Source organism: Arthrobacter sp. ISL-5, from assembly GCF_018613835.1.
Taxonomy (GTDB): Bacteria; Actinomycetota; Actinomycetes; order Actinomycetales; family Micrococcaceae; genus Arthrobacter.
Genome location: NZ_JAGGPM010000031.1, coordinates 34768 through 56463, shown reverse-complemented (window position 1 = coordinate 56463; position 21696 = coordinate 34768). Strand labels below are relative to the sequence as shown.

Here is a 21696-nt window from a genome sequence, read left to right as displayed (position 1 = left end):
AGCCCTTGTCTTCCGCATGAAGAAGGGATTCGGTGGCGTGCGCCTGGGCCGGGACCGTGTGGTCCGTAATGGCAGCCTGGGTCGCGGTGCCCTGTTGGGGATTGGACATGGGGGATCCTTTGGTTTGCGGTTCGGGGGTCCAGCGGTGGCTATTTGCTGAGGTTGGCCAGGCGTTCGGGGCTGAGGAGATCCTGGAGCTGTTCGGCGGTGAGGAGGCCGTGTTCGAGGACGAGTTCGGCCACGCCCCGGCCGGTGGCGAGTGCTTCCTGGGCGATGGCGGTGGCGGTGGCGTAGCCCAGGTGGGGGTTCAGGGCGGTGACCAGGCCGATGGATTGTTCCACGGTGTGGCGGAGGTGTTCGGTGTTGGCGGTGATGCCGCGGACGCAGCGTGCCGTGAGGGTGCGGCAAGCTGCTTCGAGGTGGGAGATGCTCTTGTGGAGGCTGTGGACGATGATGGGTTCGAAGGCGTTGAGCTGGAGTTGCCCGGCTTCGGCGGCCATGGTGATGGTGACGTCGTTGCCGATGACTTCGTAGGCGACCTGGCTGACGACTTCCGGGATCACCGGGTTGATCTTGCCGGGCATGATGGAGGAGCCGGACTGCACGGCGGGGAGGTTGATCTCGCCGAAGCCGGCGCGCGGGCCGGAGGAGAGCAAGCGCAGGTCGTTGCAGATCTTGGAGAGCTTCACGGCCACGCGCTTGAGCACGCCGGAGAGGTGCACGAAGGCGCCGACGTCCTGGGTGGCCTCGATCAGGTCCACGGCGGTGACCAGCGGCAGGCCGGTGATCTCGGCCAGGTGCCGGCAGGCGGCTTCGGCGTAGCCGGGAGCGGCGTTCAGGCCGGTGCCGATGGCGGTGGCGCCGAGGTTGATTTCGTGGATCAGCAGGTCCGCTTCGGCCAGCCGGAGCCGGTCCTCGCCGATGGTGACGGCGTAGGTGCCGAATTCCTGGCCCAGGGTCATGGGCACGGCGTCCTGGAGCTGGGTGCGGCCCATTTTGACGACGGTGCGGAACTCGAGGGCCTTTTCCGCGAACGCGTCCTCGAGTTCGGCCAGGGCGGCGAGCAGTTCCCGGGCGGCGAAGATGGTGCCCAGCTTGACCGCGGTGGGGTAGACGTCGTTGGTGGACTGGCTGAGGTTGACGTGGTCGTTCGGGTGCAGGCGGGCGTAGTCGCCCTTGGGGTGGCCCAGGATTTCCAGGGCCCGGTTGGCGATGACCTCGTTGGCGTTCATGTTCGACGACGTTCCGGCGCCGCCCTGGATGACGTCCACCACGAACTGGTCGCTGAGGAGCCCGTTCATGACGTCGGTGCAGGCCTGCTCGATGGCGGCGGCGCGCTCGGCGTCCAGCAGCCCGAGCTCGAGGTTGGTGCGGGCGGCGGCGAGTTTCACGGCGGCCAGGCCGCGGACCAGGTGCATGTTGGTGGACAGCGGCTGGCCGGTGATGGGGAAGTTCTCCACGGCGCGGAGCGTGTGCACGCCCCAGTACGCGGTGGCGGGAACGTCCCGGTCGCCGAGCAGGTCGTGCTCGGACCGGACGTCCGGGAGGGTATGGGTTTCGGTCATGGGCGGTCCTTATTTGGCGTCGTTGGCAGGGACAAGGGAGGAAAAATCTACGGCCTGCAGCAGGCCCACGGGCGTGCCGCCGCCGAGGACAGCGCCGGTGGCGATGCCCGCGAGCGGGGCGGTGTCGACGTCGAGCGCTTCCAGCGCCTGCACGGTGACGGGCATGCGGGCGCGGTCGCCGCCGTCGGAAATCTTGACCGCGATGGCGCGGCCGTCCGGCAGGCCCACCAGCTGGATGCCCTCAAAACCGTCCTTTGCGAGCATTCCCGGCATGAGGCGCATGAGGTCGGTGACGTCGCGGCCTTCGCCCGCCACCATCTCCGGATGGTTCCGCATGGCATGCGCGACGGCGGCTTCCGGACTTTCCGGGGCGGACGCACCGTCCGGAAGTTCCGCGGAGGCGAGGCGGCCGAAGGCGCGGGCCATGCCGGCGAGGGTCAGGGCGAACAGGGGGGTGCCGCAGCCGTCGGTGCTGGTGCCGGACGGCTCCTCGCCGGTCAGCTCCGCCACGGTCTGCCCCACGAGCTGCTGTAACGGGTGCCCGGGGTCGAGGTAGCCCCGCACCGGCCAGCCGTTGATGACGCAGGTGGCGGCCATGGCGGCGTGCTTGCCGGAGCAGTTCTGGGTGATCCGGGTGGGGAGCCCGCCCTCGCGGAGCCATTCGTCGCGCTCGAGGTTGCCGTAGGGGAGGTCGGTGGTGTTTTCCAGGGCCGAGGCCGTGAGCCCGTGGAGCTGGAGGATACGGAGGGCGCCGTCGCGGTGCTCGGCGGATCCGGAGTGGCTGGCGGCGGTGAGGGCCAGGAGGTCGGCGGGGAGGTCGAGTCCGGCCCGGACCATGGCCACGGCCTGCAGGGGCTTGAGCGAGGACCGCGGATAAAACGCCGCCAGCGGCTCCCCGGCGGAGAGCAGGATGCCGCCGTCGGGCGCGGTGGCGATGAGCGAGCCGTAGTGGACGCTTTCCACGAGGCCGTCGCGGGTCTGGACTGCCAGGGCGGCGTGCCGAGGCAGGGCCGTGAAGTCGAGAGCCGTGAGGTCCGGAGCTGTGTGGTCCCGGGCGTGGGCATGGACGGGCAAGGCAGGGGAGAGCATGGAGTCCTTGGCTGTTATCTGGCTGGGCGGTTACTGGCTGAGGATGGAGTCGAGGGCGTCGCCCACGGCGCGGAGGTGCGCGCTCATGGCGGCGCTGGCGTCTGCGGCGGATCCCGCTTCGATGGCATCGAGGATGCGCTGGTGTTCGACGTCGGAGGCCTGCTGGCGGTCGGTCACCAGGTTCAGGGTTTCGGACTGGTGGGTCAGGGCGTCACGGATGTCCGCCACGACGCTTTCGAAGACCTTGTTGCCGCTGGCCCGGGCAATGGCAGCATGGAAGCCGGAATCGAGCACCACCCAGGCTTCGGGGTCGGTTTCCACGGACATGGAGGCCACCATCGCACGGAGGATGTCCAGGTCCTCGGCGGTCCGGCGCTCGGCGGCGAGCCCTGCGGCGGGAACTTCGATGTGCGGCCGCGCCTCATTCAGGTCACGGGCCGAGAACTGTCCGAGCACGAGGTCATTGGCCACGTGGTCAGCGACGACGAACGAGCCGCGGCCGGTGCGGGTCACGGTCAGGCCGAGGGCGGTGCAGGACCGGAGGGCCTCGCGGATCACCGAACGGCTGACACCGTACTGCTGGGCAAGGGCTGCCTCGGAGTTGAGTTTGGCGCCGACGGCGACGCGGCCGCTTTCGATGTCGCCGCGGATCGCGTTGAAGACAGCCTCGGCGGCGCTGAGGCGGGCAAGCGGAGAAGCGGCTCCAACACCTTGCTGTCCGGCTGTCCGGCTGTCTGACAGGTTCACCCTTGAAATATGGCACGGGTCACACGGCGATGTCAACTGCCGCAATCGCTAGAGGCTGGCTTTGCGGAAACCTTGGGGCTGACATGCGGCACGATCGTTCCGAATCTCACCCCTTTTCGTTCAGCATGGAACGGATTACTCTGGAGGAACGCCTACATCGGCACGTTCGTTCCTATTCGGGAGTCCACGTATGGCCACAACCTTCCCCGAAACACTCGGCGCTGAAGTCCGCGCCCGCAGGGCCGCGCTCCGGTTGAGCCAGCAGGACCTCGCCGACATGGCCGGCGTCTCCGAGCGGTTTGTCCGATTCGTTGAGCAGGGCAAGCCGAGCGTGCAGCTGGACTCGCTGCTGGCGGTCCTGGAAACGCTCGGCCTCGAACTGCGGCTCAGCACACGGTCCCGGGATGCGGCGCGCGCTCTGGTGAGCCAGCCGTCGGGCGTCCCGCCGTCGGACGTCCCGTCGTCGGACGGCGCCTCCGAAAGCAGCGCACGGCCATGAGGCACCGCGTCGCCGACATCTACAAGAGGGGCGTGCTGGCCGCGCGGCTGGAACGTCACGACGGCGGCACGAAGTTCAGTTACCTGCCCGGCTACCTGCAGCAGGGCGGTCCCGCGGTCGCGAGTTCCCTGCCGCTGACTGCGGAGCCGGTGCTGTCCGCGGCAGGCGCCGCCCCGCCGTACTTTACCGGGCTGCTGCCGGAGGGGCGCCGGCTGAACGCGCTGCGCCGGTCCATCAAGACCAGTGCTGACGATGACCTGTCCCTGCTCATCGCCGCGGGCGGGAACCCGGTGGGGGACGTGCAGATTGTGGGGCACGGCGAGCCGCTGGATCCGGAGGAGCACGCCGTGGAGGTGGATCCGCGGAAACCGGTGGACTTCGACGAACTGCTGGGGGACTCGGGCCTGATCGATCCCGTGGCACTGGCCGGCGTCCAGGACAAGCTGTCCGCCGGAATGATCTCCATGCCCGTGGCCAGCGCCGGCCGGCGGTTCATCCTCAAGCTCAACGCGCCGGAGTTTCCGCACGTGGTGGAGAACGAGCTCATCATGTTCCGGTATGCGGCGAAGCTGCGGATTCCGCTGAGCCGGGTGCAGCTGATGCGGGACGTGGCCGGCCGGCCGGGGCTGCTCGTGGAGCGCTTCGATCGGGTGCCGCTGGCGGGCCTGCCTGCAGCGGCGGGTGAGCCGGACGCCGTGCAGCGCCTCGCCGTCGAGGACGGCGCGCAGGTGCTGAAGCTGTACCCGGCCGACAAGTACAACGTGGGGTTCGGGACCGTGTGCACCGCCCTCGCGGCGTACTGCGCGGCGCCGCTGCCGGCCCTGCGAAACCTCGCGATCCAGGTGGGTTTCGCCTGGCTGAGCGGCAACGGGGACCTGCATGCCAAGAACGTGTCCATGGTGCAGCATCCGTCGGGGGAGTGGTCCATCGCGCCCGTGTACGACATCCCCTCCACAGTGGTCTACGGCGACAAAACGCTCGCCCTGACGCTCGGCGGCAAGCGGAGCGGCATCTCGCGGCGGCATTTCCTGGGCTGGGCCATGGAGCTCGGACTCACGGAGCGCGCGGCCACGCAGGTGGTGGAGCTGGCCTTGAAAGCGGCCGGACCGCTGCTCGCGGACCTGGAGGCGGGCGCGGCGTTCGCGTCAGCGCACGACGGCGGCGCCTCGCCTTTCCCGGACATGGTCACCCGGGCATGGGTCAAGGAACTCAGACACAGGCGAAGGCTGCTGGAGGGGTGAATGCCCGGATTCATACCGAGGTCACGGCTGCGCCTGCTCGTACCACTTGAGCACTCGCAGCGCCCTGAGGGTGTTCCACCTGCTCGGTCGCCCGTCGCCGTCCTCGAGTGCGAAGTGGATCCGTCCGGGATGGGTGTTTTCCAGCAGCCAGGTGCCGTCGGGTTGCCGTTTCGAGCGCAGCACCCCGACTGCCTCGGCGAGGCGTTGGTCCGGGGCGCCGCCGGCATCCCGGAAGTAGTCCAGGCCGCGGAGCACGTCGTAGAACCAGCGCGTCGGGTACGAGAACTGCAGCCAGTCCGCGTTGATCAGCTCGCCGGTGCTCTTGCGCCGGAGGAGTGCGCGCTCGAGCAGGTACTCCTCGCCGCGCTGCCGGGCCGCCACCGATGCCGGCGTCCCGCCGGTGGCGCGTTCGTGGTCCAGCAGGCCTTCGAGCACGTTGATCGTGGTGGCGAAGGACGACCGTACGGAGCCCCGTTCCGCTTCGCAGTTCCAGCCGCCGTCCGCGAGCTGTTCCCCGAGCAGCCGCGCGACCACGCCGTCGACGTTTTCGCCGAAGTAGGCTCCAATGGCCACGGCCTTGCCGTTGATGCACGGCTCCACTTCGCCTTCGAAGAACAGCTGGCCGCCCTCTTCCCAGCGGCTGTTCTCCCGGACGAGTTTGACCGCGCGCCGGGCTTCGACGCTACCGGGCTCGAGCCCGAACTCGCGCAGGAGCAGCAGGGTGAACGTCGTGGCAGTCCAGGGCTGGCCCTTCTCGGAGTTATGGTACGGCGACGGGAAGAACGTGCCCCCGTCCCATTGGCCGTCGTCGCCCTGCAGAGCGAGCAGCCGGGAGCCCCAGCCTTCGGTGGCGACGCGGGCCCGTTCGGCGAGGACCTGTTCGTCGGGCGCATCCGTAAGGTCGCGCAGGACCTGCCACCGGATCGAGGGGTCAGAGTCGAGCAGCCAGCCGAGCACGTCCATTCCTCAAGCTAACATCCGTGCGGGCCGCGGGGGAGTGGCCCTTTCGGGCCGAACTCGGTCTACAGGTGCTGGATGCCTGCCCGCTGCATGGCGTCCTTGTAGATGTCGACGCTCTTGGTGAGGAGTTCCTCCTGTTTGGCTTCGGAAACAGCAAAGGCCCGCCCGCCGAGCGCGCTGGCCTTGTAGATTTTGATGCCGCTGTTCTTCAGGGAGGAGTGGTAGGTCTTCTCGAAGAGGGTGAGGAAGGTGGCCGCATCGGTGCCGTGGGCGATGATGGCCGAGACTCGTTTGTTGATTTTCATGAACTGGCGGAAGGGGCGCAGGCCGTCCGTTTTTTCCTGGACGTTCAGGGCTGACGGCAGGTCCGGATCCCGGACCCAGGGGTACGCATTCCACGGCATGACGTAGCGCGGGTCCAGTTCGGCGAGCTCGTAGATCTGCGTTGCCCGGCGCGCGGCCTCGTCGTCGTTGAAGTGGGACACGAAGCCGGACTCGGTACCCTTGCCGGGGCTCACGTGGAGGCTGACGATCCTGCATTCGTCCTCGTCATGGACGGGGTCGATGTAGGGGACGGTGGATCCCGGCTTCTTTTGCATGAGTTCGTCGCAAAGCTGCGTCACCGCCGCGATGTTCGGTTCCTGTAGCAGGGCCTTTTTTTCGTCCCAGTCAATCGTCACGATCTCTCCCTCAGCAGCACGGCGTCCAGAATCAGGCGTCTTGTTCCACTGTACGCTTTTGGCGCGGTGGTCGGGCAGGTCCGGACGTTAACGAGCAACCCGGGACACGGGCCCCGGGAGGACCCAGCGCGTTCTCTGAGGGAACGGCTGGGCCTCCTGACCTGGGGCTACGCCCAGAAGGCGTCTCCCTGGGCTGTGTCAACGTAGAACTCCCGGCCTTCGGTAACCTTGCCGTCGCGGACTTGGAACGTCAGGGCGCCATCCGTGTCCAGAGTCTTGCCGTTGGTCTCAGCATGGTTGTGCTGCAGCCCGACAATGTGGTTATCCCCTCCGATGAGCTCCTGCAGTGTCACCTTGAAGGTTCCGTCAGAGCGCGTCGCCAGTTCGCCGAAATAGGCCAGGATGGCCTCACGTCCCTGTTTGGTCCCCGATAGCACGCCGTTTCCGGCGACGTACCAGACTGCGTCCTCAGCGAATAATTCGCGGAGTGTCGCCATATCCCCGGCGTCGAAAGCCTCGTAGCCGCGCCGGATCAGTTCAACATTTTCCTGGGTTCCCATTTCCGGACCTCTCCGTCTCCATTGTCGGAACACTCTCGGACGGGTCAAGGGTATTCCTGGCCAATACGCTTGTCGATGGCGATTTTGCGAGACATGCCCTAGCAGTTTCCCGGCGCGCAACTGCGCCTTCATCCGGGCGTCCTAACTTGATCGGTGGCAACAACACCCCCGGAAAGGCACCCTTACATGTCCCCCCTCGTCCCCCGCTCCGAACGCACCGCTGCGTCGGGGTTGTCCCGCCGAGGTTTCCTCGGCACTGCGGCGGCAGCGACGGCGCTTGCCGCCACGGGCTCACTGCTCCCGCCATCGGTGCAGGCGGCCATGGCCCAGCCCATCCGGCCCGGCGGCCTCCAGGCCATCAAGCACGTCATCGTCCTCATGCAGGAGAACAGGTCCTTCGACCACTACTTCGGATCGCTGCGCGGCGTCCGCGGCTTCGGCGACAAATCGACCCCGCGGCTGCCCGATGGCAAGTCCATGTTCGAACAGCCCCGCGCCACGGGCGAACCCGTGCTGCCGTTCTCGCTGCGCAAGGCCGCCGAGCTTGCCGGGCGGCCCGGTTCCGACATCCAGTACCTGGGCGACCTCGACCACTCATTCAAGGGCACCACGGCGGCGTGGAACAACGGCTGGTGCGACAAATGGATTCCAGCCAAGGGGCCGTCCACCATGACGTTCTACGAGCGGTCCGACATTCCGCTGCAGTACGAGCTGGCCGACACGTTCACCATCTGCGACGCCTACCACTGCTCGGTGAACGGCTCCACCAATCCCAACCGCAACTACCTGTGGTCCGGAACTTCGCTCAATGAGCCCGGCAGCACCAACCGTGCCGTTACCAACGCCGCCTACGGCTACGACCATGCCGGCTATGACTGGACTAGCTACCCCGAGCGGCTGGAGCAGGCCGGGGTGTCATGGCGGATCTACCAGGACTGGGACAACTTCACCGACAACGCAGTCGAGTACTTCAAGACCTTCAAGGAAATCGGCCACACCATGCTGGCCTCCGTGGACGGCACCCTCCGGACCACGGAAGAGTTCTACGACAAGCTCGCCGGGAAGACGCCCGCTGAACAGCAACACCTCCTGGCCCAGCTTGAGGAGGCCCGCGCGCGTCTGAGCGAAACGGACAGGGCGCTCTTCGATCTTCCTGAACTTCGACGAGAACGACGGCTACTTCGACCACGTTCCCCCGCCTGTCCAGCCGCGACCGGCGTCGGGAGAATCGACGGACTGGTTCACTGGCCAGCCGATCGGGCTGGGCCCCAGGGTTCCCATGACCGTGGTCTCGCCGTGGACGATCGGCGGCTACGTCAGCTCCGAAGTCTTCGACCACACCTCCGTGATCCGCTTCCTGGAACGCTGGACCGGCGTCGAGGAGCCCAACATCTCCGAATGGCGCCGGACGGTCTGCGGGGACCTGACCAGCGTGTTCAACTTCGATTCCGCGGGCAAGCCACCGGTGCTGGAGCACCCCGGTCCTGTCCCGCCGGCCATCAGCCGCTGGCGGCCCAGCCCGCCCGACGTCCAGTCGGCCCCGGTCCAGGAAACGGGTCCGCGGCCTGCACGCCCGTTGCCCTACAGGCCCCAGGGTCCACGGCGTGGCCGCGGCCGCCGGCGTCACCCTGAGCCTGGCGAACAACGGAAAACAGTCGGCGCACTTCATGGTCTACGGCTACAAGGGGGAATTCACCGAACCGCAGCACATCGACGTCCTCGGACGGCAGGACCTCCAGGTACCCGTTCCCGCCGGCAGCTACGACCTGACGGTCCTCGGCCCCAACCGCTTCCAGTACGAACTGAAAGGTTCGACGGCGGGCGCCGCGGCCGGCGTCGACCTCACCGTCGCCGGGCGCACCGGACAGCGCGACGTGGAACTGGAGATCAGCAACCACGGTCCGGGTACTGTGAGCCTTGAAGTGCGCTCGTTGCAGTACGCCGAGGCGGCTGAACAGCTCGTGCTGAAGTCCGGGCAACGGAAGAAACTCGGGTGGCCCGCACCTGGTGGCTGGTATGACGTCGAGCTCACCTCAGTGGACGACGCCGGATTCCGGCGCCGGGCTACTGGCCGGGACGAGGACGGCGGGGAGGGGATCTCCGGCTGACCGCCCGGCGCGGTGGCGCCCAAGGTGTAGCTCCAATGCAGGCCGTGACAGGATCGTCGGTAGCAGGCGGACTTAGACTTGGGCGCCCGCCGTACTCCGCCCCGCGTAAGGAACCCATTGCCGATCAACAAACAAACGCTCAGGGACGCCGGGTTCGCCGGGTTCCGGCCGCTTGCCAGGCTGGAAATCAACAGGGTTCCGCAGGCTCCCGGGATCTTCGCGGTGCTCAAGCCCGACGGCTATGAGCCGCGGTTCCTGGCGAAGAGCACGGCCGGAGTGTTCAAGAAGAAGGACCCCTCGCTGCGCGAGGCAGCTCTGGCTGCGGAATGGATCGACGACGCCGATGTCCTGTACCTGGGAAAAGCCGGACCCGGAAGCAAGGGTAACCGGGGACTTCGCAGGCAAATACAGGAGTTTGTCGACTTCGGGAAGGGCAAGCCGCCGGGCCATTGGGACGGCCGATTGATTTGGCAGCTCGCCGATCCGCAGTCCCTAGTGATCGCCTGGAAAGAGCTGCCGGCAGCCGAGGTGAACCTGGCGGAAGCTAAGTACCACGCCGATTTCCGTGAGCAGTATGGCAGGCTGCCGTTCGCCAACCTCGTCCAGGCGCGCGCCAAAGGGGTCTAAACGCCTGGGCCCCGGTACGTGAGCCGGCCCGCCACCAGCGTGGCGGCAACCGGCATTGCTGCGAACACCGAATCCGGCACCGCCAGCGGGTCGCCGTCGAGCACCGCGACGTCCGCCGCTTCCCCGACACGGATGCGCCCGCGTCCCCGGGTAGAGGCGACGAGCGCCTCCTGGCGCGTGATGGCCTGCTCCTGGTGCCACGGCCCGCGACCGTCCTGCCGGGACCTGGTGGTGGCCGCCGACATTGCCAACCACGGATCCAGCGGTGCCACCGGCGCATCGGACCCGAGGGCAAGGGAGGCGCCGGCTTCCAGCAACGAACGCAGCGGGAAGGCCCGGTCGGTCCGGCCACCCCAGTTGGCGTCCGCGGCGTCGCGGTCGTCGAGGGCGTGGACCGGCTGGACGCTGGCCGTCAAATCCAGTTCGCCAAAACGGACGAAGTCCTCGTGGCGCACAAACTGCGCGTGCTCGACGCGCCCGCGGATGCCCGCTGCGGCGAAGGCGTCCAGCGCCACCTGATTGGCGGCGTCGCCGATCGCATGAACCGCCGGAACGAACCCGGACTCCCGGGCCCGCACCAGCAGCGCCAGCAGTTCCGCTTCGCTCACAGTCAGGATCCCCCGGCCGCCGTGCGGATACGGATCCACGCAGTACGCGGTGCGGGTGTTGAGGGACCCGTCGATCAGCACCTTCAGCGGACCCACGCTCAACAGCCCGGCACCGCCGTCAAGGAGTTGACCGGTCCGCATTCCCGCAGCTGCCGCCCGTTCCAGGTCCTCCGGATACACCCCTGCGTCCACCCGGAACGAGTCGAATCCGCCGGCAATCCGGCGCAGCCAGACGTCGCGGTTCCAGGTCATCTCGAAGTCGACCACACCCACGATTCCGCGGGCGGCCGCCTCGCCGGCGGCGGTGCGCACCCAGCCGTCCACGACGTCGTCGGGCAGGCGGCCCAGCTCGCGCGTGAGCGCAAACGCCGCGTCCTCACGGAGCAGGCCCCCGGCATCGGGCCGCACGCCGTAGCGCTCGGCCGCCGCGGAATTCAGCCACACACAGTGAAGATCATGGCTGATCAGGGCCGTCGGCACTCCCTGCGTCGCGTCGTCGAGCAGTTCCAGGCCGGGAACGTCATCCCACACCGCATCCCGGAAGCCGACCCCCACCAGTGTCCGGGCGGGGCCGGCGCCGGAAATGCGGGAACGAACGAGGTCCACGGCGCCCCGCGCCGACTCCGCCGGCGACAGGTCAATCCGGTTGGCCGCCAGCGCCCACTGCGTCATGTGGACGTGCTCATCCCAGAGGCCAGGAACGGCATACCGCCCGTCGAAGCCGACAACACGGACACTCCGGGGCAGCTCGTCCGCGGCGGTGATCCGGGAAACGAGACCGTCGCGGACGTGAATGTTGGAGCAGGCCGTGTCGCCGGGCTGCCGGACGGAAGCCAGCACAATGTCTGGCAAGGCACGGTCCGCTGCACTGGAAAGCATAGGAACAGGCTATGGGCGGATCGCGTCGTCGCCAATTCACTCTGCCGCTCATTTTGCGCCTGCGTTGCACCGCGCACTCCCCGCGTTTCCGCCCTCTTCCCAGCACAGATAAGAAGGTGCATTCTGGACGTGACACGGGTTCTGACAATGAAGTCGGGGGAGGCGTCGGCATGAGCGCTTACATCCAGGCCGCTGGAATTCTTGAGTCATTGCCGCAGCCCCCCGGAGGGACGTGAGTGCGATGGACCGCACCGCAACGCACCACCGGCTCAAGGTCCTGGTGCACATCGATCCCAACATGGAACGCGCCCGCATCGAGGTGCGCGGAACTGTCACAGCAGCCAACATCCGGGCGCTGTACATCATCGCCCGGCGGGCCCGGACCCTCCTGCCGGGCCGGGAAATCGTCCTTGACCTGACCAAGGCGCGGGCCGTGGAGGAAGCCATCACTGCGCTCCATGACCCCGCCCAGCTGACAGAGCTCAGTGGCGAGGGAACGTCCGAACGTCCGTGCCGGCTCAGCATCCTGGACCCGCGGCCCGCCGCCGCACAAACGCGCGGCCCGCATTCCCACGCCGCCCATCCGCACGGCGCGCAAACGCACGGCGTCCATCCGCACGTCGGCGCCCGACCCAAGGAGCACGCATGAAACCCGGCCGCATTGTGATGGTGGTCCTCGGCACGCTTTCCGCCCTCCTGGGCCTGGGGCTGCTGGCCGGGGCAGTTGGCGTGGGCTGGCTCAACTTCCAGCAGCGGGACGAAGGCTACTTCACGACGCAAACGCACCGGTTCGAAGTCAGCTCGTACGCCATCACGTCCGCCGGGCTGGACATCATGGTAGGCGGAAGGCTGCCGGACGTCATTCCTTCCGACAGCGCGGGCAGCATCCTGCTGCGCGGCGCCTCAGCCACTCCGGGCAAGGAGATCTTCATCGGCGTCGCCCCGCAGGAGGACGCGGCCCGGTACCTCGACGGGGTTAAGAGATCAGAGATCAGGGACCTTGAACTCCGGCCCTTCAGGGTTCAGTACAACGAAGTGCCCGGCACCCGGACACCCGCCGGTCCCGGCGCCCAGGGCTTCTGGGCCGCCTCCGCCGAAGGCACCGGCACGCAGGAGCTGAGATGGGACGTCCGGCCCGGCAGCTGGACCGTCGTGGTGATGAACGCCGACGCCAGCACGCCCGTAGCGACGGACCTGCAGGCGGGAGTCCGCTCCGAGCTGCTCTGGCCGCTCTTCCTGTGGCTGCTGATCTCGGGCATTGTGCTCCTGGCCATCGGCGTGCCGCTGATCGTCGCCGGCGCGGCGGGACTCGGACGGCACGGGCCGCCGCCCCACTATCCGGCGGCGGGACCTCCCGGCGCCGGCGCACAGGCACCGTTCGCCCACGCGGCCGCTCCCGGAGCTCCGGGCGCCGGGTCCGCGGGCGCCGCAGGAGTCCAGGGCGCCGGTGCGGGCGGACAACCTCCCGGCACAGCGGCGCCGCCGGCCGCCGTCGGGCTCTTCGACAACGTGCCGTACCCGGCGCGCCTGAGCGGGCACCTGGACCCGGCACTGTCCCGCTGGATGTGGCTGGTCAAGTGGTTCCTGGCCATCCCGCACCTGATCGTCCTGTTCTTCCTCTGGTTCGCCCTGATCGTGACCACCATCGTGGCCTGGTTCGCGATCCTGTTCACGGCCCGCTATCCGCGCTCGCTGTTCAATTTCAACGTCGGCGTGCTGCGCTGGAGCTGGCGGGTGTCCTTCTACGCCTTCTCGGCGATCGGAACCGACCGCTACCCGCCCTTCACGCTGGCCCGCACGGACTACCCGGCGGACTTCGACGTCGACTACCCGGAGCGCCTCTCCCGCGGCCTGGTGCTGGTCAAGTCCTGGCTGCTGGCCATCCCGCACCTGCTGATCGTGGGTGTTCTCGCCGGCGCCACGCGCACCTGGGTGGCGTCCGACGACGACTGGTCGACGTACGGAGGCCGCTACGCCTCGGGCGGCTCCATTGCGCTGATCTCGCTCCTGGTCCTCATAGCCGGCGTCATACTACTGTTCACGGGCAGATACCTCTGGAGCCTGTTTGACCTGTTGCTCGGCCTGAACCGCTGGGTCTACCGCGTCGCCGCCTACGTGGCACTCATGCGGGACGACTATCCGCCGTTCCGCCTCGACATGGGCCCGGCCGATCCTGGCGAGCCGCACCCTGGCACTCCTCCGAAAGGCCCATCATGAAACTCACGGTCCACACGTTCCTGACCCTCGACGGCGTCATGCAGGGGCCAGGCGGCAGGGAAGAGGATCCGTCCGGGGGCTTCGAATTCGGCGGCTGGCTGGTGCCGCACTACGACGACGACATGGGCAGGATCGTCGACGGCTGGTTCGCCCAGGCCGACGCCATCCTCCTGGGCCGCACCACGTACGAGATGTTCCACCCCTACTGGAAGCAGGTCACGGACCCGGACAACGCCGTGGCCGCCGCGCTCAACCGCCTGCCGAAGTATGTCGTTTCCAACACCCTCACGGACCCCGAGTGGAACAACACCACAGTCCTCTCCGGCAACTTCCTGGAGGCCATCGACGACCTCAAGGCCGAACCCGGCCGGGAACTCCAGGTCCACGGCAGCCACCGGCTTGCCCGCGCGCTGCACGACGCCGGCCTGGTGGACGAGTACCGGCTGTTCATCTTTCCGGTGGTGCTTGGCCAAGGCAAGCGGCTCTTTGAAACCGGGGCAGTGCCCTCCACGTTCACCCTCGCCGGGAGCAAGGCCACGTCGACGGGTGCCGTCTACCTGACCCTCCTGCCCACGGCCTTCGGTGCCGGCGACCTGGAAGTGGGGGAGTTCGAAGTGCGGGACGGGCAGGAAAGGATCCGGGACTGAGGTTCTAACCGGAGCCCTTGAGGCGTTCCATTTCCCGGCGGTCCTTCTTGGTGGGCCGCCCGGCCCCGCGGTCGCGCTGCGGCAGGCCAAGGGCGGGAGCCGCGGGGCGCGGAGGAGTGTGGTCGGTGAAGCAGTGGGACGCCGCCTCGGCACCGACCCGCTTGGCGATCAACCGGCGCACCTCGAGGATGCGCTCGTAGCCCGGCTGGCGGACGCGGACGGTGTCACCGGGAACCAGCGAGTGCGAGGCCTTGGCCGGGTTTCCGTTGAGGCGGACGTGGCCCGCCCGGCAGGCGGCGGTGGCCGCGGATCGCGTCTTGTAGGCGCGGATGGCCCACAGCCACGCGTCGACGCGGACCGTGGCGGGGGCGGAAGGAAGGCTGCTCATGATTGCAGCCGAGTATAGCCCGCCGCCCTTGCCACGTCCGCCGGGCAAGAACATAGTGGAGTGGACTGCCAGAAGTTCACTTCGAGGGAGGCCGACCATGCCCGACGACGGGAATCAGCACAGTGGCATCCTGCAGGGAAAGACTGCCGTGATTTACGGCGCCGGAGGCCCCGTGGGCACGGCTGTCGCCGAGGCGTTCGCCGGCGAGGGTGCCAACGTTTTTCTGGCGGGGCGCACGCAGTCCAGGCTGGACAGGGTGGCCCGGAACATCCGTGAGGCAGGCGGCACGGCCGAGACCGCCGTCGTCGATGCCCTGGACGAAACCCAGGTGGAAGAGTTCGTCGCCCAGGTTGCCAAGAAGGCCGGCCGGATCGACATCTCGTTCAACCTCATTTCCCTCGGCGACATCCAGCAGCCACTCATGGAGATCTCGCCGGCGGATTTCCTCCAGCCCATCGCCAACGCCGCGCGCACGCACTTCCTCACCACCAGGGCTTCGGCGCGCCACATGATCCGGCAGCGCTCAGGGGTGGTGCTGACGTTCGGCGGTTCCGGGCCGCAGACCCTCGCGGGGCTTGGCGGGTTCAAAGTGGCGCTCGACACCATGGAGGGGCTGCGCCGGCAGTGGGCCCTGGAGCTGGGAAAGCACGGCATCCGCGTTGTCACCATTGTCACGGGCGGGATTGCCGAGACCATTCCGTGGCAGATGGAAGGGCGCGAGGAGATCGTGGGTGAGATCATCAGGACCGCTCACTTGGACCGGACCGCCACCCTGGAGGACGTGGGCAACGTGGCCGCCTTCGCCGCCTCGGACAAGGCGGGGTCCATGACCGACGCCACCTTCAACATCTCCGGCGGCGCGATCGTTGACTACTGACGCGATCGCTGGTTACCGGGCGAACCCGAGGACCAAGCGGGCCTACGCCACCAGGACGGCGGCGGCGGAGTCCATGTGCTCGCGGATGGTGTCGCGCGCCAGGGAGGCATCGCCGGTCTCGATGGCCGCCACGATGTCGTGGTGCCGTTCGACGCTCATGTTCCTGACGCCCTTCTCCAGGCCGGCAAACATGATGGACATCCGGATGGATCCCTCCAGCGATTCCCAGGAGTGAAGCAGGGTCTCGTTGCCGGTGAGGCGGCACATGGTGCGGTGGAACTCGAGGTCGGATTCGATCCGCTCCTCGAGGCTGCCCTCGGTTGCGGCCGCCATGGCGTCGATCGCGGCGCGCAGCGACGTGATCACCTTCTGGCGGTCCGGGAGTTCGCACAGGGTGCGGGCCGCAAGGGATTCCAGTGCAGCCCGGACGGAGTAGATGTCGCGGATTTCCTTGGCGTCCAGGTGGCGGACGGAGAGGCGTCCGCGCGGCCCCGCCGACACGAGGCCTTCCTGCTCAAGCTGCCGCAGGGCCTCGCGGAGCGTTCCGCGGCTGATCTGGAGCATTTCGGACAGCTCGGTTTCGACGAGGTGCCGGCCGGGCTCAAGCTCGCCGCTGGTGATGGCGGTGCGCAGCGCGGAGAGTGCCTGCTCGCGAAGGCTCTTCTTTTGCAGTCCCAGCAGGGGTGCTGTTGCTCCGGCCATCATTTGTCCTCAGGGTCAGTGTTCGATGTCAGTGGTCAACTGTTTACAGTGGGTCTGTTAACTGTTGATATTACGGCAGAAGCGCGGAGCCGGGCAGGCCGGCTCCGCGCTTCTCTTGGAGATCTTGGTCAGCCAAGCTCCGCCAGCACCTTGGCCACGATCCGCTGCACGGACAGGCTGTAGCGTTCGTGCAGGGTGGGCAGGGCGCCGGCGTCGAGGAAAGCGTCCGGCAGCGCCACCGGCACCACCCGCTTGCCCAGCCCCGCGGTGACCACTGCCGAGGCAACGGTTTCAAACAGGCCGCCCACCACGCTGTGGTTCTCCAGCGTCACGGCGAGCCGGTCGGTGTTGATTTCGGCCAGCACGGTTTCGGCGTCGAACGGCTTGATCGTGGGCGTGTGGACGACGGCGACGTCCACGTTGTGCTCCGCCAGGGCCTTGGCGGCCTGAAGCGCCCGCATGGTCATCAGCCCGCTGGAGACGAAGACGACGTCGTTGCCGCCGCGCAGCACCTTGGCCTTGCCGAGTTCGAACGTGTAGCCGTATTCGTCCAGCACGGTGGGCACGTTGCCGCGGAGCAGGCGCAGGTAGGTGGGGCCTTCGCTTGCTGCGAGCTGCGGCACTGCCTGTTCGATGTCGATCGAGTCGCAGGGGTCCACGATGGTGAGGTTGGGCATGCCGCGGAAAATCGCCATGTCTTCGGTGGCCTGGTGGCTGGGGCCGTAGCCGGTGGTCAGGCCCGGAAGGCCGCCCACGATGTTCACGTTCAGGTTCGGTTCGGCGCTGTCCAGGCACAGGAAATCATAGGCGCGCCGGGCGGCGAACACGGAGTAGGTTGATGCGAACGGCACCAGCCCGGTCTCGGCGAATCCGGCGGCGGCGCCGAAGAGGAGCTGTTCGGCCATGCCCATCTGGAAGAAGCGCTCCGGGAAGGCCTGGGCGAAGATGTGCATGTCCGTGTACTTGCCGAGGTCGGCAGTCAGGCCAACGATTTTGTCGTTTTCCTGTGCGGCCTTCACCAGGGCGTGTCCGAACGGTGCGGATGCGGTTTTCTGGCCCGGATCGGCGAAGGACGCGATCATGGCCGAGGTCTTCAGCTTGGTGCCCTTCAATGCGGTGGTGGCGCTCATCGGCTTGCCTTTCCTTCGTATCCTGCGGTCAGCTGCTCGCGGCAGAGCTGCCATTCGTGTTCCTCGATGCGCATGAAGTGGGCCTTCTCGCGGTCCTCCAGCAGCGGGACGCCTCGGCCCACCTTCGTGTCGCACAGGATCACGGAGGGACGCCCGACGGCGGCGGCCTGGGCGGCTGCGTTGTCGAAGGCCTGCAGCAGTTCGGCCATGTTGTTGCCGTCCACGCGTTGGGTGTACCAGCCGAAGGACTCCCACTTTTCCGTTACTGGTTCGGTGCGGAGCACGGTGTCCGTCTTGCCGTCCGCCTGCAGGGCGTTGATGTCCACCATCGCGGTGAGGTTGCCGAGCTGGTGGTGGTGCGCGCCCATGGCGGCCTCCCAGGTGGAGCCCTCGTCCAGCTCGCCGTCGGAGAGGAAGTTGTAGACCCTCGCCCGGGACCCCTGGTGCCGCAGCCCCAGTGCCATGCCGACGGCGATGGTGAGCCCGTGGCCCAGGGAGCCGCCGGAAATCTCCATGCCCGGGGTGTAGGTGGACATGCCGGACATCGGGAGCCGGGAATCGTCCGAACCGTAGGTGTCCAGTTCCTCGACCGGAATGATCCCGGCCTCGGCCAGGGCGGCGTAGTGGCCGATTGCGTAGTGCCCGGTGGAGAGCAGGAACCGGTCGCGCTGCTCCCAGTGCGGGTCCTCGGCCTGGAAGCGAAGCTGGTCCGCGTACACGGCCGCCAGCATGTCCGCCGCCCCGAGGGCCTGGCCGACGTAGCCCTGGCCTTGGACCTCGCCCATGGTCAGGGCGTGGTGCCGGATCCGGTACGCGGCGGCCGAAACGCTGTCAACGCGTTCTGTTGTGGTGGCAGTCATGGTTTCCTGTGTGGCGGTCATTTGAGCTTCTTCTGTGGTGGTCATCAGACGGTGACTGTCTGCGGGGTGCTGTTGGTGGCTTCATCTGCCAGCTGCCGCTCACGCTTGCCCCAGGTTTCCCGGGTGACGACGGCCGCCCACAGACCGATGGCTGCGTAGAAGCTGAAGAGGAGGGCCGGGCCCATCCAGCCCAGGGAAACGAACAGGAGCGTGGTGACGAAGGGGGTGAAGCCGGAGACCATGGCGGAGATCTGGTAGGCCAGCGACGCTCCGGAGGAGCGGGTCTTGGCCTGGAACAGCTCGGGGAACCACGGGCCCTGGGCGCCGGCAAGGGAGTTCTGGCAGACAGCGTAGGAGATGACAATGGTGGCGATGACGAAGATGAACATTCCGGTGTTCACGAGCAGGAACATGGGGATGCCGAACAGTGCGGCGAAGGCGCAGGACCAGACGTACAGGGGCCGGCGGCCGATCCTGTCCGTCAGCCGGGCCCAGGCCATGGTGGCAAAGATGCCGATCGCCGAGGCGATGCAGAGGGCCACGAGCGTCTGGGTCTTGTCCGCCAGCTGCTGGGTGTGGAGGTAGGAAATCATGTACGTGATGGAGACGGCGTAGCCGGCAGTCTCCGCAATGCGGAGGCCGATGCCGCGGACAATGCTGCGCCAGTCGGTCTTGATGACCTCGATGATCGGCGACTTCACGATGGAGCCGCTCTCCTTGACCTCGTCGAATACCGGCGATTCCGGGACCTTGGAGCGGATGATGAGGCCGACAGCGACGAGCACGATGCTTGCCAGGAAGGGAACACGCCAGGCGAGCTCGCCGCCAAGGTTCACGCTCACGAGGAAGACGAGGTTCGCCAGGAGGAGGCCAACGGGGAAGCCGGCCTGCACGATGCCGGTGTACTTGCCCTTGGACTTCCAGGGTGCGTGCTCGTAGCTCATCAGGATGGCCCCGCCCCATTCCGCGCCGAAGGCCAGGCCCTGGACCACGCGGACGAACACCAGCAGGGCCGGTGCGAGCAGGCCCACCTGCTCGTAGGTGGGCAGGAGGCCGATGAGGAACGTGGCCACGCCCATGAGGATCAACGAGGCCACCAGCACGGGCTTGCGGCCGACCTTGTCGCCGAGGTGACCGCCGATGATGCCGCCGATGGGCCGGGCCGCGAAGCCCACGCCGAGGGTGGCGAAGGCGGCCAGGGTGCCGGTGACGGGGTCGCCGGTGGGGAAGAACGCCGTTCCGAAGTACAGGGCCGCGGCGGTGCCGAAGCCGATGAAGTCATAGGTCTCAATGACTGCGCCAACACCGGAGCCGATGGCGACGCGCTTTGCGTCCTTCGTGCCGTGCACGTGGCCCCGCATTTTCAGAGCTTCGTTGCTCATGGGTGAATCCCTTTCGAATAGCGACTGAGGCTCAACGCTCCAGCACTGTCGACTGTTAACAAGTGATAAGCCAGTGTGACCTGCATCATGACGCTATGTCAACAGTCAACTTCAGAGGTTGACTGTTGACAGTTAACTTACGTAGTGTGGTGTCCATCACCAAGCCCGCGGGCATGACCAGAGGATCGACGAAGATGTTCAACCCCCGACTCGGCTGCTCATCCATCAGCTTCCGCCACCAGGACCTGAGCACCGCCCTTCACACCATCTCCGGGCTGGGCCTCGAGGAAATCGACCTGGGCGCCCTTCCCGGCGTCTGCGACCACGTCCCCTATGACCTGGATGCGGGCGCCGTCACGGCCGTAACAGCCGAAGTTGCAGCCTCCGGGCTGCGGGTGCGCTCCGTCAATGGGGACATCGGGGATCTCAACGCGGTGCTCGACGCCGGCCAGCAGGCGGCCCGCGACCGGCACCTGGATGCGCTGCTCACCCTCACCGCGAACACCGGCGCGAAGGCGCTGGTCCTTCCCTGCGGCGCCCTGGGCCACGAACCGGTCCGGAGCCTCGAAGAGGACCTGGACGAAATAGCACGCCAGCTGATCCGGGCCGGTCAGCGGGCGGCGGAGTTCGGCGTCGAACTCTGGACCGAATCCCTGCACTTCCTGCGGTTTTGCTGGAACCTGGAACGCGCGGAACTGCTGGCGGGCAGGCTGGCCGGTTCCGGCGTCGGGATCGTGATGGACTTCAGCCACATCGTCGCCGCCGGCGAAGACCCGCTGGAGTACATCGAACGCCACCAGGGCCGGATTGCCCATGTGCACCTGCGCGATGCCGTGCCCGGGAACATCAACCTGAGCATCGGAAACGGCCACGCCGACTTTGCCGCCGGACTCCGGTCGCTTGCGGGGCACGGCTACACCGGCCACTTCTCGCTGGAGTTGGAGACCCGGGACGTCACCCACGATGAACGGCCGGCTGCCGCGGCCAAGGCGGCCAGCTTCATCACCGACCTCATCTGACCATCGATTGCTCCGTAAGCGCCGTTTTGGACCGTGAAAACGGCGCTTGTGGAGCAACCGATTCCAAAAATACACAACCAAGCAACCCAAGGAGCATCATGACCACCATCCAGCGCACAGCCGTCCTCACCGGGGCCACCTCGGACCGGGGCATCGGCATCACCACCGCACGCCGCTACGCCAGCCAGGGCTGGGCCGTGGTGATCCTGGACCTCGACGGCGAGAAGTCCGCTAAGGTCGCCGCCGAAATCGGCAATGAATTCAACGTCCCGGCCTTCGGCTACGAGATCGACGTCGCCAACGAGGACTCCGTCAGCGCCGCCCACAGGGCCGTGGCGGCCGAGGTCACTGCCGGCACGCTTCCCGCGGTCGGCGCCTTGGCCAACATCGCGGGCATCACCTCGCCCGTGCCGTTCCTGGAAACCACGCTGGACCTCTGGAACAAGGTCATGGCCGTGAATTCCACCGGCACCTACCTGGTCACCAAGGCGTTCCTGCCGGACATGATCGCCAGCGGCTGGGGCCGGATCGTCAACATGTCCTCCGTGTCCGCCCAGCGCGGCGGCGGCGTGTTCGGCAAAGTCCCCTACTCCGCCGCGAAGGCCGCCATCCTGGGCTTCACCAAGGCGCTGGCCCGCGAAATCGGCGCCACGGGAGTTACCGTCAACGCCATCACGCCGGGCGCAGTGGACACCAACATCCGCGTGGGCAGCACCGAGGAGCAGGAAGCCGCCATCAACGCCGGCATCCCCCTCGGCCGCAACGCCACCACCGAGGAAATCGCGGCCGTCATCACGTTCCTGTCCTCCGAGGAATCCGCCTACCTCACCGGCACCACCATCGACATCAACGGCGGCAGCCATATCCACTAGCAGCACCTGCCCGCCGCCGTGCGCCGGCCAGCGGGGGCC

The 21696-nt window shown here is 67.5% G+C and carries 22 protein-coding genes and 2 pseudogenes; 12 read left to right on the top strand and 12 right to left on the bottom strand.

The annotated features are described in order from the left end of the window. Positions 1 to 149: 149 nt before the first annotated feature. The 3 genes from J7I89_RS17625 to J7I89_RS17615 are packed head-to-tail and all read right to left on the bottom strand — an operon-like array spanning position 150 to position 3401. On the bottom strand, positions 150 to 1565 hold the full coding sequence (locus J7I89_RS17625; RefSeq protein ID WP_214973024.1) for an aspartate ammonia-lyase: 1416 nt from the start codon (positions 1563 to 1565) through the stop codon (positions 150 to 152). A 9-nt stretch (positions 1566 to 1574) separates the two neighbouring features. Next, complete coding sequence (locus J7I89_RS17620; RefSeq protein ID WP_214973023.1) at positions 1575 to 2654, bottom strand: asparaginase; 1080 nt, start codon at positions 2652 to 2654, stop codon at positions 1575 to 1577. A 30-nt stretch (positions 2655 to 2684) separates the two neighbouring features. Beyond that, positions 2685 to 3401, bottom strand: coding sequence for a FadR/GntR family transcriptional regulator (locus J7I89_RS17615; RefSeq protein WP_214973022.1), 717 nt, complete (start codon positions 3399 to 3401; stop codon positions 2685 to 2687). Positions 3402 to 3591: 190 nt separating this feature from the next. Here J7I89_RS17615 and J7I89_RS17610 point away from each other — a divergent pair, with 190 nt between their 5' ends. Both J7I89_RS17610 and J7I89_RS17605 read left to right on the top strand, forming a co-directional pair. Beyond that, positions 3592 to 3900, top strand: coding sequence for a helix-turn-helix transcriptional regulator (locus tag J7I89_RS17610; RefSeq protein ID WP_214973021.1), 309 nt, complete (start codon positions 3592 to 3594; stop codon positions 3898 to 3900). Next, positions 3897 to 5141, top strand: a complete 1245-nt coding sequence (locus J7I89_RS17605; RefSeq protein ID WP_214973019.1) for a type II toxin-antitoxin system HipA family toxin — start codon at positions 3897 to 3899, stop codon at positions 5139 to 5141. The genes J7I89_RS17610 and J7I89_RS17605 overlap by 4 nt, the downstream gene beginning before the upstream one ends. Positions 5142 to 5162: 21 nt before the next feature. On the opposite strand, the gene J7I89_RS17600 is transcribed toward J7I89_RS17605, so the two are convergent. From J7I89_RS17600 to J7I89_RS17590, 3 genes are all read right to left on the bottom strand, one after another. Next, positions 5163 to 6104, bottom strand: a complete 942-nt coding sequence (locus tag J7I89_RS17600; RefSeq protein WP_214973017.1) for a hypothetical protein — start codon at positions 6102 to 6104, stop codon at positions 5163 to 5165. A 59-nt stretch (positions 6105 to 6163) separates the two neighbouring features. Then, positions 6164 to 6781, bottom strand: coding sequence for a uracil-DNA glycosylase (locus tag J7I89_RS17595; protein WP_214973015.1), 618 nt, complete (start codon positions 6779 to 6781; stop codon positions 6164 to 6166). 167 nt (positions 6782 to 6948) lie between these two features. Continuing rightward, the gene (locus J7I89_RS17590) at positions 6949 to 7341 is read right to left on the bottom strand and encodes a nuclear transport factor 2 family protein (protein ID WP_214973014.1); all 393 of its coding nucleotides are present in this window, start codon (positions 7339 to 7341) and stop codon (positions 6949 to 6951) included. A gap of 186 nt (positions 7342 to 7527) precedes the next feature. Here J7I89_RS17590 and J7I89_RS25355 point away from each other — a divergent pair. The 4 genes and pseudogenes from J7I89_RS25355 to J7I89_RS17580 all read left to right on the top strand — a co-directional run. Next, a pseudogene (locus J7I89_RS25355) lies at positions 7528 to 8268 on the top strand (alkaline phosphatase family protein); the annotation flags it as partial. A 220-nt stretch (positions 8269 to 8488) separates the two neighbouring features. Then, positions 8489 to 8659: pseudogene (locus tag J7I89_RS25350) on the top strand (alkaline phosphatase family protein); the annotation flags it as partial. Between the two features lie 286 nt (positions 8660 to 8945). Next, on the top strand, positions 8946 to 9449 hold the full coding sequence (locus J7I89_RS25345) for a phospholipase domain-containing protein (protein WP_308159953.1): 504 nt from the start codon (positions 8946 to 8948) through the stop codon (positions 9447 to 9449). Between the two features lie 117 nt (positions 9450 to 9566). Continuing rightward, positions 9567 to 10076, top strand: a complete 510-nt coding sequence (locus tag J7I89_RS17580; RefSeq protein ID WP_214973013.1) for a hypothetical protein — start codon at positions 9567 to 9569, stop codon at positions 10074 to 10076. On the opposite strand, the gene J7I89_RS17575 is transcribed toward J7I89_RS17580, so the two are convergent. Beyond that, positions 10073 to 11563, bottom strand: coding sequence for an amidohydrolase (locus J7I89_RS17575; RefSeq protein WP_214973011.1), 1491 nt, complete (start codon positions 11561 to 11563; stop codon positions 10073 to 10075). The genes J7I89_RS17580 and J7I89_RS17575 overlap by 4 nt on opposite strands. Before the next feature lie 241 nt (positions 11564 to 11804). On the opposite strand from J7I89_RS17575, the gene J7I89_RS17570 reads away from it, so the two are divergent. From J7I89_RS17570 to J7I89_RS17560, 3 genes are read left to right on the top strand one after another with little or no spacing between them, the layout of a single operon-like run. Beyond that, entirely contained in the window at positions 11805 to 12212 is a 408-nt protein-coding gene (locus J7I89_RS17570; RefSeq protein WP_214973005.1) for a hypothetical protein, read from the top strand. After that, positions 12209 to 13780 (top strand): DUF4389 domain-containing protein, encoded by a 1572-nt coding sequence (locus J7I89_RS17565; RefSeq protein ID WP_214973003.1) that lies wholly within the window; start codon positions 12209 to 12211, stop codon positions 13778 to 13780. The genes J7I89_RS17570 and J7I89_RS17565 overlap by 4 nt, the downstream gene beginning before the upstream one ends. After that, positions 13777 to 14427, top strand: coding sequence for a dihydrofolate reductase family protein (locus tag J7I89_RS17560; RefSeq protein WP_214973001.1), 651 nt, complete (start codon positions 13777 to 13779; stop codon positions 14425 to 14427). Before J7I89_RS17565 ends, J7I89_RS17560 begins: the two co-directional genes overlap by 4 nt. 4 nt (positions 14428 to 14431) lie before the next feature. Here the strand turns inward: J7I89_RS17560 and J7I89_RS17555 are convergent, their stop codons facing one another. Further along, positions 14432 to 14815, bottom strand: a complete 384-nt coding sequence (locus J7I89_RS17555; protein WP_214972999.1) for an RNA-binding S4 domain-containing protein — start codon at positions 14813 to 14815, stop codon at positions 14432 to 14434. 97 nt (positions 14816 to 14912) lie between these two features. On the opposite strand from J7I89_RS17555, the gene J7I89_RS17550 reads away from it, so the two are divergent. Then, positions 14913 to 15692, top strand: a complete 780-nt coding sequence (locus J7I89_RS17550) for an SDR family NAD(P)-dependent oxidoreductase (RefSeq protein ID WP_214972997.1) — start codon at positions 14913 to 14915, stop codon at positions 15690 to 15692. 42 nt (positions 15693 to 15734) lie between these two features. Here the strand turns inward: J7I89_RS17550 and J7I89_RS17545 are convergent, their stop codons facing one another. The 4 genes from J7I89_RS17545 to J7I89_RS17530 form a co-directional block, all read right to left on the bottom strand. Then, positions 15735 to 16394 (bottom strand): GntR family transcriptional regulator, encoded by a 660-nt coding sequence (locus J7I89_RS17545; protein ID WP_214972996.1) that lies wholly within the window; start codon positions 16392 to 16394, stop codon positions 15735 to 15737. Positions 16395 to 16522: 128 nt separating this feature from the next. After that, a complete protein-coding gene (locus J7I89_RS17540; protein WP_214972990.1) occupies positions 16523 to 17524 on the bottom strand; it encodes a transketolase family protein in 1002 nt (333 codons plus the stop codon). Next, positions 17521 to 18405, bottom strand: a complete 885-nt coding sequence (locus J7I89_RS17535) for a transketolase (RefSeq protein WP_214972988.1) — start codon at positions 18403 to 18405, stop codon at positions 17521 to 17523. The genes J7I89_RS17540 and J7I89_RS17535 overlap by 4 nt, the downstream gene beginning before the upstream one ends. A gap of 23 nt (positions 18406 to 18428) precedes the next feature. Then, positions 18429 to 19766: an MFS transporter gene (locus J7I89_RS17530; protein ID WP_214972986.1), complete on the bottom strand. Its 1338-nt coding sequence runs from the start codon at positions 19764 to 19766 to the stop codon at positions 18429 to 18431. 194 nt (positions 19767 to 19960) lie between these two features. Between J7I89_RS17530 and J7I89_RS17525 the strand changes: the two genes are divergently transcribed. After that, entirely contained in the window at positions 19961 to 20785 is an 825-nt protein-coding gene (locus tag J7I89_RS17525) for a sugar phosphate isomerase/epimerase (protein WP_214972984.1), read from the top strand. Positions 20786 to 20883: 98 nt separating this feature from the next. Beyond that, on the top strand, positions 20884 to 21657 hold the full coding sequence (locus J7I89_RS17520) for an SDR family NAD(P)-dependent oxidoreductase (protein WP_214972982.1): 774 nt from the start codon (positions 20884 to 20886) through the stop codon (positions 21655 to 21657). Positions 21658 to 21696: the final 39 nt, after the last annotated feature.